General features: G+C 59.9%; 13 protein-coding genes. 3 read left to right on the top strand and 10 right to left on the bottom strand.

All coding sequences use genetic code 11. The annotated features are described in order from the left end of the window. The 7 genes from OC610_RS12015 to tssA all read right to left on the bottom strand — a co-directional run. Window positions 1–521 (bottom strand): Clp protease N-terminal domain-containing protein (locus OC610_RS12015; protein ID WP_332880474.1); only part of this gene is annotated, 521 nt, incomplete at its 3' end. Next, window positions 518–1,537, bottom strand: coding sequence for a type VI secretion system baseplate subunit TssG (gene tssG, locus OC610_RS12010; protein ID WP_264427962.1), 1,020 nt, complete (start codon window positions 1,535–1,537; stop codon window positions 518–520). The genes tssG and OC610_RS12015, both read right to left, overlap by 4 nt. Continuing rightward, complete coding sequence (tssF, locus tag OC610_RS12005; RefSeq protein ID WP_264427961.1) at window positions 1,501–3,288, bottom strand: type VI secretion system baseplate subunit TssF; 1,788 nt, start codon at window positions 3,286–3,288, stop codon at window positions 1,501–1,503. The genes tssG and tssF overlap by 37 nt, the downstream gene beginning before the upstream one ends. Before the next feature lie 5 nt (window positions 3,289–3,293). Further along, window positions 3,294–3,707: a type VI secretion system baseplate subunit TssE gene (gene tssE, locus OC610_RS12000; protein WP_264427960.1), complete on the bottom strand. Its 414-nt coding sequence runs from the start codon at window positions 3,705–3,707 to the stop codon at window positions 3,294–3,296. Window positions 3,708–3,721: 14 nt separating this feature from the next. Continuing rightward, window positions 3,722–5,197: a type VI secretion system contractile sheath large subunit gene (gene tssC, locus OC610_RS11995; protein WP_264427959.1), complete on the bottom strand. Its 1,476-nt coding sequence runs from the start codon at window positions 5,195–5,197 to the stop codon at window positions 3,722–3,724. A 25-nt stretch (window positions 5,198–5,222) separates the two neighbouring features. After that, window positions 5,223–5,726: a type VI secretion system contractile sheath small subunit gene (gene tssB, locus OC610_RS11990; RefSeq protein WP_264427958.1), complete on the bottom strand. Its 504-nt coding sequence runs from the start codon at window positions 5,724–5,726 to the stop codon at window positions 5,223–5,225. Window positions 5,727–5,738: 12 nt separating this feature from the next. Continuing rightward, window positions 5,739–7,313 carry a type VI secretion system protein TssA gene (gene tssA / locus OC610_RS11985; RefSeq protein WP_264427957.1) on the bottom strand — a complete coding sequence of 525 codons (1,575 nt, stop codon included), beginning with the start codon at window positions 7,311–7,313 and terminating at the stop codon, window positions 5,739–5,741. A 657-nt stretch (window positions 7,314–7,970) separates the two neighbouring features. On the opposite strand from tssA, the gene OC610_RS11980 reads away from it, so the two are divergent. Further along, a complete protein-coding gene (locus OC610_RS11980; protein ID WP_264427956.1) occupies window positions 7,971–8,333 on the top strand; it encodes a DUF6124 family protein in 363 nt (120 codons plus the stop codon). 287 nt (window positions 8,334–8,620) lie between these two features. Here the strand turns inward: OC610_RS11980 and OC610_RS11975 are convergent, their stop codons facing one another. From OC610_RS11975 to OC610_RS11965, 3 genes are all read right to left on the bottom strand, one after another. Further along, window positions 8,621–8,896, bottom strand: coding sequence for an HU family DNA-binding protein (locus OC610_RS11975; RefSeq protein ID WP_003213368.1), 276 nt, complete (start codon window positions 8,894–8,896; stop codon window positions 8,621–8,623). A 191-nt stretch (window positions 8,897–9,087) separates the two neighbouring features. Then, the gene (locus tag OC610_RS11970) at window positions 9,088–10,236 is read right to left on the bottom strand and encodes an NAD(P)/FAD-dependent oxidoreductase (protein ID WP_264427955.1); all 1,149 of its coding nucleotides are present in this window, start codon (window positions 10,234–10,236) and stop codon (window positions 9,088–9,090) included. A gap of 24 nt (window positions 10,237–10,260) precedes the next feature. Next, window positions 10,261–10,428, bottom strand: coding sequence for a rubredoxin (locus OC610_RS11965; protein WP_264427954.1), 168 nt, complete (start codon window positions 10,426–10,428; stop codon window positions 10,261–10,263). 175 nt (window positions 10,429–10,603) lie between these two features. Between OC610_RS11965 and OC610_RS11960 the strand changes: the two genes are divergently transcribed. Both OC610_RS11960 and ubiA read left to right on the top strand, forming a co-directional pair. Further along, window positions 10,604–11,167: a chorismate--pyruvate lyase family protein gene (locus OC610_RS11960; RefSeq protein WP_408636576.1), complete on the top strand. Its 564-nt coding sequence runs from the start codon at window positions 10,604–10,606 to the stop codon at window positions 11,165–11,167. Beyond that, window positions 11,167–12,057, top strand: a complete 891-nt coding sequence (gene ubiA / locus OC610_RS11955) for a 4-hydroxybenzoate octaprenyltransferase (protein WP_264427950.1) — start codon at window positions 11,167–11,169, stop codon at window positions 12,055–12,057. Before OC610_RS11960 ends, ubiA begins: the two co-directional genes overlap by 1 nt. The last annotated feature ends 44 nt before the right edge of the window (window positions 12,058–12,101 follow it).

The raw sequence follows: 12,101 nt of genomic DNA, 5'->3' as shown, positions 1-12,101 counted from the left end.
GTCAGGTTGTGGGTGAAGCGCCCCAGAAGCGAATCGCCTTGAGCAGTGCCGTGCGCAGTCTCCTGTTGAGCCTGCTGTGACAAGGCGAACGCTTTCAGCCGATCGATGTTCAACCGGGCGAGCGAGGACTGGTAACGAGTTCCCGCATGGCGATCTGGGTTGCGCAACAACGCCAGGATCAGCGCCGCTTCAGTCACGTCGCTTTGGCCCAGTTCGAGATGGGCCATCAGCAATCCATCCTGAAGCCATCGGATCAATTCCGGCGCGAAGACCGGGTTACGCGAAGCGCCGTGTTCCGCACGCGGCTGCAGAGTTGCGTCCAGCTCGCTCGCGCTTATCCCGGCGTCCTGCAAGGCCCGCCCAAGCAAACCTTGTCCTCGCTCCAGCAAGCTCTGCAACAGATCTTCCACCAGGACCTTGCTTGCGCCCCGAGCCACGCATCGCTCGGCCGAGCGCTCCAGGTCGCGGCGGGTATCAGCGTCCAGCGCCTGAATGAGTTGCTGAAGGTCTACGTTAATCATTTCGTCGCTTCCTGATGAATTCTACTGCCGAGCGTCACTACGCCAGTGGCTCGCTCGAGCCCCAGCCAACTGGCCCATCCCAATCGGCAGGTGTTCCGTTCGCCGATGCGCAATTCACGTATTTCGTCCCGCCGCAAGACCAGGCGGATGTCGTATTCAAGGGGGTCGCGCAGGGTAAATCGCACCAACGCGCACAACGGCTGGTAAGCGACACCGATCGGCAGGAATTCATGAAAGCGTTGCCAGTCCAGCGCCAGGATATGAATGCGGAATTTGCCGCTGCGATCGCGGATACGCTCGCCCAACACCAGCTCTTCGCTAAGCCGGCTGTTGACCCTTCCCAAGCGGTTGCGCTGCTCGTCGAGGATGTCCACTCGCCGCTCGATGCACTGCTCCAGGTTCAACTCGGCGTGCTTGAAGTAGTAACGCAGCACCGCTTCGATCAAGGCCGCTGAATGGGCGCGAAGGCTTAGCAGCCCCAGGTAAGGCAGCAAGCGCTTCCAGTTCAATTGGGTGTCCCTGCGAATGGCCTCGCCCCTGAGGCCGACAAGCGCGAACAACTGCTCGGAAAACCGATCCTGGGCGCCATTTCGGAAGCTCGCCCGATAACGGTACTTGCGCCAGATTGGCAACATCAGGCGCTGGAGGCGATCATTGAACACGTCGAGAAACGGGCGAGTCGGGTTGTCGTCGCCCTCTCTCGACACCTGCTCAGCATAGAACGCCGGCAAAGGCGAACCGGCGCCCACCAGGCTGATCAGATTCAGGCACAGACGCGCCCGCAGTTGTCCATGTTCTTCAAAGAATTCGACGTATTCGATATCGCTGGCCGGGAAGCCCAGGCTCGGGTTGGCCTGGAACTCCAAGTGGTCATACAGTTCCTCGTCATCCAGGTGAGGATGGGCTTCGCGCAGCCGATCGATCACCAGCAACACCGCCTGAAACAATGAATATTCACGTATGCCTCGTGTCAGCGCGCTTATAGAAGCGGCTGCTGGCCCATGCGGGGTGTCCATCGGTACACCTCTCCCTGTGTGCTGTTGACCCGCAACTCGTGATACGAATTGAGGCTGGCATAAAGCGCGAAAAACTCATTGAGGACCGATGCAAAGACAAACATGTCGCCCTCGCCGATGTATCCCTGCGGGTCGATCGTCAGCTCTGTACACAGGCCTCTGACCGGTAAACCGCGATGGAGCCGATCGACAGGCTGATGCTTGATCGACTTGAGCCCCTCCAGCAGGCGCTTGCTGACGTTCTCCGAATGCTCGTCGTAGTAGCGGGGAAAATCGTAGGTTTCGAGTATCACCTTCAGCGCGTTGACGTCCGCCAGCGACAGGTAGTTGAGCGACATGTTGCTGATGAGTTTCCACAGAAAATCGCGCTCCAGGGGAGGCGCGAAGCTCTGGGTGACCGCCCCGATATTGCGGAAACCGAGCGACTCAGGGCTTTTTTCACCCGGCTGGTTGATATCGCCTGGCTTGAGCTGGCGGGGCAGGTTCTGGTTGGTGCACATCAGCTCGATCGAAAGGGTTTCATGGGCCGGGTTGTGCCGCACATCGAAACTCAAGCACGTATCAAGACCGCCATGGAGGAGCGACGGGCGGTGGCGAATGCTGTAATAGGAGCGGTTGCCGGGCACATCGAAACTGGCGTCGTGTTCGAATGATTCGAACGGCACATAGGCTCGGTACCCCAACCCGCCTGGGCTCCACCCGGTGACGCTTTCAACCGAAAACACACCGCAGTGCTCGGGGGTATATTGGGCCGGCAACAGCAGATAATCCTCCTGCTTGCCGTCCAGGCGAATCGGCTGGGCATCGTGCTTGAACAGATTGACGAGAGGCGTGCAGTAAAGCTTCACGTTATCCAGTGTTGGCCGTATCCGCTGGGTACCGGTGTTGCCAATATCGAAGCGAAGGTCCAACCCGCGCGCCTGTTCCAGCAGCGCTTGCGGCAACCCGTTGACGACGTCCAAGCCGTTGACGTCGACAAACAGGAATTTTTCCTGGAACGCGAAATACTCTTGCAGATAGCGGTAGCCGCGAAAGGTATTCAGGGGATATGGGACCAATGCGTGCTCTTCTGCAAACCCCACGGGCTGAACACGATTGGCTGGGATCCTGACTATCACTGGCAGCCCGTCCGTGGCGCTCACGGGCTGCCCGTCGCCGTCCAGGAGGACCAGTTCGATATGCTCAAGGTTGCGTAGCAGATTGAGGTAAAGGGTCTGGCTGATGTATCGCTCACCGGCCAGGTGCAGGCGCAGGCTGCCCAGCTGCAACTCACCCAGATTGCCCTCGCAATGCATCTGCAGGCGCAGGCCCAGCACGGAGCCGTTGCCTTTTACCGAGTGACTGACCCCTGTCAGATCAAGTGCCAGCACCTCGGTCGGGTAGCACGTGCGAAAACGACAACGCACCCCTTGGATCGGCTTGCTCTCGACCGGCGTGTCACGCTCAACGCGCAAAGCAGGCCCCGACCGCCGAAGCGGATCGAACTGCAAAATGCTGAACGCCGGCAACGGCCGCATGTAGTTCGGCCACAGCAGTTGCATCAGTGAATGACTCAACTCCGGCAATTGGTCATCGAGCTTCTGGCGAAGACGACCGGTCAAGAACGCGACCCCTTCCAGCAATCGCTCCACATCCGGGTCCCGCCCGGCCTGTGCGAGGTAAGGCGCCAAGGCAGGGTTGCGCTCGGCGAAACGCCGGCCCGACTGGCGAAGCGCAGTCAGCTCACTCTGGTAGTAGTGGTTGAACGACATGGCACCTATCCTTGGCTGACCGTGAGTTGTCCGCTACCGTCCAAACCCGCGGAAAAATTCACCGGCCGCTTGAGCCCTTCCATGATCAGCAGCGCATCGATGCGCAACGACAGGCGAAGCGGGTCAGCGTAAGTCGACACCGCCGTGACACGGACATGGCTCAAGCGTGGCTCGTAAGCCTCGATGCTTGCCTGGATGGCACGACAGGCCTGATGACGAGCATCGTGCAAGCTCAGGCTCATGTCGTTGAGGTCGGGCAATCCGTAGTCGGGCGCGACCTGCACACTCCCCGCACGAGTGCTGAGCATCTTCGACAAATGGGCAGCCACGGACGCCACTGCACAAGCCTCCCGGCTCATGCCTGCACGAATGTCGCAATCGCCATTCAGGCGTTCGAAGAGGCTGCCATATCCAGTCATCGGTCAGGTTCCGCTCACGCCTTGTCCAGCTTGCCAACCAACGACAAGGTGAAGTCAGCCCCCATGTATTTGAAGTGCGGGCGCACGTTCAAGCTGACGCGATACCAGCCCGGTTCACCTTCCACATCGGTGACAAGCACCTGGGCAGCACGCAACGGCCTGCGACCACGGACTTCAGCGCTCGGGTTTTCCTGGTCGGCAACGTACTGGCGGATCCACTTGTTCAGCTCAAGCTCCAGGTCGGTGCGCTCTTTCCACGAGCCGAGTTGCTCGCGCTGGAGCACTTTCAGGTAATGGGCCAGGCGATTGACGATCATCATGTACGGCAGCTGCGTGCCGAGCTTGTAGTTCAACTCGGCCGCCCTGCCTTCGGCACTGATGCCAAAGAACTTCGGCTTCTGCACGGAACTGGCGGAAAAGAACGCGGCGTTATCACTGCCTTTGCGCATGGTCAGCGAAATGAAGCCTTCCTCGGCCAGTTCATATTCGCGGCGGTCGGAAACCAGCACTTCCGTGGGAATCTTGGTTTCGATTTCGCCCATGCTTTCAAAATGGTGCAACGGCAGATCGTCAACTGCGCCACCGCTTTGCGGACCGACGATGTTCGGGCACCAGCGAAATCTGGCAAAGCTGTCGGTGAGCCTCGTGCCGAATGCGAACGCCGTGTTACCCCACAAATAGTGCTCGTGGCTGTTGGCAACCGTTTCCCTGTAGACGAACGACCTGACCGGGTTTTCCTGCGGGTCATAAGGGGTACGCAACAGGAAGCGGGGCACGGTCAGGCCGATGTAGCGAGCGTCTTCGGATTGACGAAAGCTCTGCCACTTGGCGAATTGCGGGCCTTCGAAGTGATCCCTCAAGTCTTTGAGGTCCGGCAGCCCGGCGAAGCTTTCCAAGCCAAAGAATTCCGGGCCGGCCGCCGCAACGAACGGCGCATGGGACATGCAAGCGACGCTGGACACATATTGCATCAGCTTCACATCGGGTGAGCTTGGCGAAAAAAAGTAGTTGCCGACGATCGCGCCAACCGGCTGCCCGCCGAACTGGCCGTATTCAGCCGTGTAGATATGCTTGTACAGGCCCGACTGCATGATCTCTGGCGAGTCTTCGAAATCATCCAGCAAGTCGCTCTTGGAGATATTGAGCATCTCGATCTTGATGTTCTCGCGAAAGTCGGTGCGGTCCACGAGCGACTGCAAGCCACGCCACGCCGATTCCAGCGCCTGGAAATCGGCATGGTGGAGGATTTCGTCGACCTGAAGACTGAGCTTGGCGTCGATCTGGGCGATCATGCGATCAACCATGGCCTTCTTGACGGGCTCACCGCTGTTCTGGGGCTTGAGAAGCTCTTCGATGAAGGCCGACACACCGCGCTTGGCAATGTCGTAGGCATCGTCCTCTGGCGTCAGGCGCGTTTGGGCGATGATGCTTTCAAGAATGCTGTGCTCGCCATTTTCCTGGCTGTGCTGCGGCGCTGTAATGGGATTCATGTGTCGGCTTTCCTTGGCTAAGAGATCAAACGCCTGGGGCTGAAGGAGTCAGGCCCAGCTCATCCAATATGCGATCGCGCGATTGGGTATCGGCGAGTACGCTTTCGATGGCTTTGCGAAACGCCGGTGCGTTGCCTAAGGGCCCTTTGAGCGCGACCAGCGCTTCACGCAGCTCCATCAACTTTTTGAGCTGGGGAACTTGCTCCACCAGGCTCGCGGGATTGAAATCCTTCATCGTGTTCAAGCGCAGTTGCACGGCCAGCTCCTCAGTGTCGCTCTCATCCAGGAGGCGGTTCGGCACGCTGAGGACCAGGCTCAATTCCTGCTTGGCCAACACTTCATCGAAGGTCATTTTGTCGATGCTGATTGGCTTGCGGTCTTCGACCTTGCGTTCGTCCTTGCGATGGATGTAGTCACCAATCGCCATCAACTTGAGCGGCAGCTCAATCTCTTCCTGAGCACCGCCTGTAGCGGGCTTGAAGGTGACATTGATACGTTCCTTTGGCGCGACAGAGCCTTCTTTGGCCATGATTTTCCTTCCTTACAATGGGGACCCGCAGGCCTGTTCAATGACCCGCTCCAGGTCGAGGTGACACAACCTGCGGTAGGTTTCATCCTTGCGCTCGCGCACGAGGTGGTTCTGTGGCAACAACTCGCAGCAGCGATGCAACAGGTGCAGTACCTGCAATGCGAGATCGGGCTCCCACGCATGCAAAGTCGTGTCTTGCAGCGTCTGGTCAAGCGCCTCGAGCTGGACTTTGGCGAGCTCGTATTTCTTGGCCGAAAAGCACAAGCGAGCCATCGCGAACCGCCAAAGGAAACGCGCGCGCTCGCCGTCGATGGTGTGCATTTCCTGTTTGAAAAACCGGACGGCAGCCTTGAGGCCGTCCGAGGCCACGATGAGCTGGGCTTCTTCCAGAGCGCGCTCCCAAGGCGCCGAGGAGTCGACGGCCTCCGCCCGGGGCGCAACGCTCGATGTGTCCAGGCGAGGCATGACCTGGGCGGCGATCCACGCCCGGGTGGATGCATCCGCGAACGGCTCGCCGTCATGCCAGCGCAGCTCGAGGACGCTCGGCAGGCGCTGGATGAACAAGGCGAAATGAATCTCCACTTCACGCATGGCCGAGTCGGCCCCCAGCCCTTGCAGGCATTGCCATGCGAGCCTTTGGCCGTCGAACCAGAAAGGCGCCTTCGCCAGGCTGGCCTCGATCTCCACCAGCAGATCGGCGAAATTGCCCCGCTGGAGGCTTTCCTGATACGCCTTGAGCTTGTCCGCAGGTAGCCCGCGCAATTGTGTAATCTGCTCGGCGTTACGCTCGGGCGCAGCGTCGATACCCAGCCAGAGCAGAGTGCGGTTGAGGCGCAGCGCGCGGGCGTCAGTCGCCTTCTGCCGGAGCCACCAAGTGCACAAGGGACGCGCACCTTCCTGCAGGGTCCGCAGCGCCTTCTGGGCGTCCTTTTCATGTTCAATCGGGGCGCCAGAGGCCAGCAACTGGGTGGCGGCTTGCTTGACGTGGGCGACCATGGCCCCGACAGCGCCGGGCGGCGGGACGTCGGTGGCACGCATAATCAGGTTTTTGAGACGCCGGCACAGCGGCAGCAATAGAGGCGCGTCATCGCCAAAGTGAGCGACACAGGTGGCATCGAGGGCTTCGAGCTGCTCCGCCAAACGTTCGAACAGGGCCAGCTGGTTCTTTATCGCAACGTCATCACCCAACGCCCCTTCCAGGCGGGTCACCAGCCAATGGAAGCTGGCGGCGCGGGTTTTGACCTTGGCCGGGTGAAGACCCAGCCAATGGTTGTCACAGAGGTAACGCAGGAGACCGAGGCCGGCGAGCAGTCCCTGGAAAGACTCTCGCTGATACAACGCCCATGTGAGCCAGATCGCCACGCGCAGATCTTTCGATTGGGTACACAGCAGGGCTTCACTGTGTTCCTGGATTTTCAGCCAGTCGACTTGACCGCTGCCATGCATCGACTGGGCCTTGCCGATCTCACGCTCCAAGGCTTCGAACTCATCCGAAAAACGGACGTCCACACCCGAAAAATTCCCGTTGGGAATGGGGGCGCTGGCAAGTGTCAGGTAATGCGCGGACAGTTTTTCGGGATAAGACATTTACAGCCTTTAATAACTATTCAGGCGCGACGGCTTGAAGAGTTTATGGACAGGCAGCGATATAAACTTCAGCGCAACCTGTAGGAAGTTTCAGCACATTAAATGGCAGCATAGGGCGAGATGTATTCGCCGCTGACGGCCTTTTGATCGGCGCGAAGAATGCCCAGTTTTGAAAGATAAAAATGTAGGATTTTTCTGTAAATTCGGATGCCACTAACAACGAGGGCTATTAAGTTCTCCCAAGAAGCGGCCCGCTACTATTGTTTAAAAACAAAGGCAAGCCACGTTATGCGTAAAATTATTTAAGAGTCTTTCGACACTGTTTAATTGCTGAGCGCTATGACTCCGTCGGGCTACGTATCCTTGCGCCGTTACCTACAACTACGCCAGAATCCGCCGGCTTGTGCGCCTTGCCCCGGGGTTCTATCGTTTGCCTGCCACTGCCCATCAGTGGTCGGGTTTAGTAGCTCGGTGTATTTAGCAAGGTGTATGGCTCCTATCAATCAGGCGTTTTCATGCCTGTATTTGATGGCGGTTGTGCGCAGGGCGCCTTCGGGCGCGCCGGCTTGCTAAGTCCCCGGTCTACTAACCTGCGTACAGCTGCCACCCTTCTGTTTAGTAGCTAGAGGGTTACAGCTTCACTTAAGGACTTAGTAAATGTTCAAAATAACACCAAACCCTCCAGAAGCAGATCCCAACTCTCCTTACCTGGACGGCCTGAACGCCAAGCAACTCGAAGAAGCCGCTACCCGCGCATTGGACTTTTATCTAAAGCCCAAACCAGCAAAACCAAAAGAAACCATCAAGCCCGGCCAGTTATTCACCGTCGTAAAAGACCTCGACAACGAATGCCTGCTGGCCAACCTCAGCGAAACCCTGGCCTCGGCCGACGCGATGGTCAACGAACTGGCGTTCGATATGGAAGGCTCCAACCGCCATGTGCTCCTCGGCATCCAGCAATTGATCGAGCTGAGTTCGTTGCTGGCGAATCGGGCGCTGGATAACGTCGATCCCCGCTAAAACCACTGGCCGCTGGGCCTGTAGGAGCCGTGTAGGAGCTGCCGAGCGAAGCGAGGCTGCGATCTTTTCACTGCCAATTGATTCTGAAGCGAAAGATCAAAGATCAAAAGATCGCAGGCTTCGCCAGCTCCTACAGAGCCCAGCGGGAGCAAGCTTACTCGCCACGGATCTTGCGGTGAGTTAACAGATGGTTGCTATCCGACAGCCACAAAAAAAGGCATGCCGATCACCCTCGGTATGCCTTTTTTGTTGCCGCTTCCTTCCCTCGACCGAGGTACTCGCCGCAATTACGGGTTGACGCTGTCCTTCAAGGATTTGCCCGGCTTGAATGCAACGGTGTTGCTGGCCTTGATTTTTACCGGCTCGCCGGTTTGTGGGTTCTTGCCGGTGCGGGCGCCGCGGTGGCGTTGAAGGAAGGTGCCGAAGCCGACCAGGGTGACGCTGTCCTTGCGGTGCAGGGCGCCGGTGATTTCTTCGAGGACGGCGTTGAGGACGCGGTTGGCTTGTTCTTTGGTGAGGTCCGCTTTTTCCGCGATGGCGGCGGCGAGTTCTGGTTTACGCATGAATGAAGCCCCTTTGACGGTTTTTTTGTTGTTATGTCCGTGCTGTTCTCTTCGGAACAACCCCTAAGGCGCCGCAGGCTCTACTCTGCGGCAGACGGGAGTGAGGATGGCACGGGGCCGCAACCGGCGCCAGTGGCCGGTGGGTGTTTGTGGCGTCAAAAGCAGGGTGTTTACGACAGAACGACCGGCATTTACGCCAGCAGCGCCGGAAGCTGCTTGTTCAGCGCCAGTTTCTCCATCACCGCCGCGCCGGTCAGCGCATAGCCCAGCAGGTTGCCCTGGGCGTCGCGGCACAGGGCCTTGATGTCGGCGCCCTGCCCTTCGACGCTCCACACGCCGTCGCTGCCCCGTGGCGGTGGCGAAACCACCAGCGGGCAGACCGGGGTTTTCACGGTGATCGGCATGGCGCCGTAACTGACGGCGGTCGGGTTGCCGGCCAGGGTTTGGGCCAGGGCGCGGGCGCAGCTCATCAGCGGCATGACGTAGAGCAGGTTCAAGCCATCGACTTCGGCACAATCGCCCAGCGCATGGATATTGCCGTGGGAAGTCTTCAGGTGGCGGTCGACCACCACGCCGCGATTGACCACAAGGCCAGCCGCGGCCGCCAGGTCGATGCGCGGGCGCAGGCCAATGGCCGAGACCACCAGGTCACAGCCGATCACTTGGCCGTCCGACAGATGCGCTTCCAACCCGTCGGCCACCCGTTGCAGGCGATTGAGCACCGGACCGAGGTGGAAACGTGCGCCGAGGCTTTCCAGCCCGGCCTGTACCGCGGCGGCGGCAGCCGGGTGCAGCAGCGTCGGCATGACCTGCTCGCACGGGGCCACCAGTTGGACTTCGTAGCCGCCGAGGATCAGGTCGTTGGCAAATTCGCAGCCGATCAGGCCGGCGCCAAGCAGCAACACCCGGCGCTTGCCCGCGGCAGCGGCCCGGAAGCGCGCGTAGTCTTCAAGGTCGTTGATGGGGAAGATCAGGTCTGCTGCATCGCCCTGCACCGGCACGCGGACGGTTTCAGCGCCCCAGGCCAGGATCAGGTCGCGATAGCTCACCGCCTCTTCGCCGATCCACAGGCGCTTGTGGCCCGGGTCGATGCCGCTGATGCGCGTGTGGGTGCGCACTTCGGCGTTCAGCTGCTCGGCCATCGCGCCCGGCTCGGCCATGCTCAGGCCATCGGCGTCTTTATTCTTGCCGAAGCCCGTGGAGAGCATCGGCTTGGAGTAGGAGCGGCCATCGTCCGCGGTGATCAGCAGCAACGGGGTTTCGCTGTCGAGCTTGCGAAATTCCCGGGCCAGGTTGTAACCGGCCAGGCCAGTACCGACGATAACGACAGGTTCACTCATGTTGCTCTCCATTAGGCGAAATAATCAGCCGATTGCGATCATTTCAAAATCCATTTTGCCGACGCCGCAGTCCGGGCACAGCCAGTCTTCAGGCACATCTTCCCAGCGAGTGCCGGGCTCGATGCCATCGTCAGGCCAACCCATGGCTTCGTCATAGACCAGGCCGCAGACGATACATTGCCACTTCTTCATTCCGATACTTCCTCAAGATGTCAGGCCTTGGCCGGTATTTTCCGGCTCAGGGCGGTTTTGTACTGATCGATCGCGACAGATGCAAGCAGGATCGGCGCGACGGCCCTCGGCTCGGTCAAAATCGCCGACCGACATGGTAAGCTCGCGACCTCATTTGCTGCCATTCAAGACCCCTGTGCCGCCGACAAATTCGATATTTCCTACACTTCAATGGCTGCCCCAACACCTGCTGTCGCCCCGCCCGGATGCGTGCGTCATGGATTGGCTGTTTGACGAAGGCTCCCTGACCCGGCGCCTGACAGGCCTGTCGAACGATCAGTTCAGCGTGACACCGCTGTTCGAAGGCTGGCAGCCGTTGCGCGACGACGAGTGTGCCGCGCTGGACCTGGCCGAAGGCAGCGAGGGTTGGGTGCGCGAAGTGTATTTGCGCGGCCACGGTGAGCCATGGGTGTTTGCCCGCAGCGTGGCGGCACGCAGCGCGTTGCAAGGCGACGGCTTGCACATGGACGAACTGGGCAGTCGCTCGTTGGGCGAGCTGCTGTTTTGTGACCAGGCATTCCAGCGCCAGGCGATCGAGGTCTGCCACTACCCGAGCGAATGGCTGCCGCCGCAGGTTCGTGCCAGCGCGCTGTGGGGTCGTCGTTCGCGTTTCGATCGCGGCGCATTGAGCGTGCTGGTGGCAGAGGTGTTCCTGCCACGCCTGTGGACGGTCGCCCGCGCCTATTCGGAGAATTGCTGATGTACACGCAACTGCTCAAATCCTTGAACCGCCTCAACCCGCGGGCCTGGGACTTCGTGCAACTGACGCGCATGGACAAGCCCATCGGCATCTACCTGCTGCTGTGGCCGACGCTGTGGGCGTTGTGGGTTGCCGGCGAAGGCTCGCCCTCCCTGGCTAACATCGTGATTTTCGTCCTTGGCGTAGTGCTGACCCGTGCCGGCGGTTGCGTGATCAACGACTGGGCCGACCGCAAGGTCGACGGCCATGTCAAACGCACCGAACAACGTCCCCTGGCGAGCGGCAAGATCAGTTCGAAAGAGGCGCTGGTGTTCTTCGCCGTGCTGATGAGCGTGAGCTTCCTGCTGGTGCTGTGCACCAACGCGCCGACAATCCTGCTGTCCCTCGGCGGCCTGGCGCTGGCGTTCAGCTACCCGTTCATGAAGCGCTATACCTATTACCCGCAGGTGGTGCTGGGCGCGGCGTTTTCCTGGGGCATGCCGATGGCGTTTACCGCCGAAACCGGCCATCTGCCGGCGGCTGCGTGGTTGTGGTACATCGGCAACCTGCTGTGGACGGTGGGCTACGACACCTACTACGCAATGACCGACCGGGACGATGACCTGAAGATTGGCGTGAAGTCCACGGCGATCCTGTTCGGCGATGCCGACCGGGTGATCATCCTGACGCTGCAGGGCCTGGCCTTGGGTTGCCTGTTGCTGGCTGGCGCGCAGTTCAAACTGGGCGGCTGGTTCCACCTCGGCCTGGTGGCCGCTGCGGCGTGCTTCGCCTGGGAGTTCTGGTATACCCGCGACCGGGATCGGATGCGCTGCTTCAAGGCGTTCCTGCACAACCATTGGGCCGGGTTGGCGATTTTCGGGGGGATTGTGTTGGATTATGGGTTGCGCTGAATCAAGCCACACGCATTGATCCCGTGGCGAGGGAGCTTGCTCCC

Origin of the sequence: Pseudomonas agronomica (genome assembly GCF_025917275.1) — a bacterium.
Classification (GTDB): Bacteria; Pseudomonadota; Gammaproteobacteria; order Pseudomonadales; family Pseudomonadaceae; genus Aquipseudomonas; species Aquipseudomonas agronomica.
This window is presented reverse-complemented; position numbering and strand designations above follow the sequence as displayed.

Bases quoted from the DNA above. Each gene is read 5' to 3' on its own strand.
- OC610_RS11965 (WP_264427954.1), bottom strand. From the start codon at position 10,428: ATGAAGAAGTGGCAATGTATCGTCTGCGGCCTGGTCTATGACGAAGCC.
- OC610_RS11980 (WP_264427956.1), top strand. From the start codon at position 7,971: ATGTTCAAAATAACACCAAACCCTCCAGAAGCAGATCCCAACTCTCCT.
- tssG (WP_264427962.1), bottom strand. From the start codon at position 1,537: ATGGACACCCCGCATGGGCCAGCAGCCGCTTCTATAAGCGCGCTGACA.
- tssB (WP_264427958.1), bottom strand. From the start codon at position 5,726: ATGGCCAAAGAAGGCTCTGTCGCGCCAAAGGAACGTATCAATGTCACC.
- tssF (WP_264427961.1), bottom strand. From the start codon at position 3,288: ATGTCGTTCAACCACTACTACCAGAGTGAGCTGACTGCGCTTCGCCAG.
- tssE (WP_264427960.1), bottom strand. From the start codon at position 3,707: ATGACTGGATATGGCAGCCTCTTCGAACGCCTGAATGGCGATTGCGAC.
- OC610_RS11970 (WP_264427955.1), bottom strand. From the start codon at position 10,236: ATGAGTGAACCTGTCGTTATCGTCGGTACTGGCCTGGCCGGTTACAAC.
- OC610_RS11975 (WP_003213368.1), bottom strand. From the start codon at position 8,896: ATGCGTAAACCAGAACTCGCCGCCGCCATCGCGGAAAAAGCGGACCTC.
- ubiA (WP_264427950.1), top strand. From the start codon at position 11,167: ATGTACACGCAACTGCTCAAATCCTTGAACCGCCTCAACCCGCGGGCC.
- tssA (WP_264427957.1), bottom strand. From the start codon at position 7,313: ATGTCTTATCCCGAAAAACTGTCCGCGCATTACCTGACACTTGCCAGC.
- tssC (WP_264427959.1), bottom strand. From the start codon at position 5,197: ATGAATCCCATTACAGCGCCGCAGCACAGCCAGGAAAATGGCGAGCAC.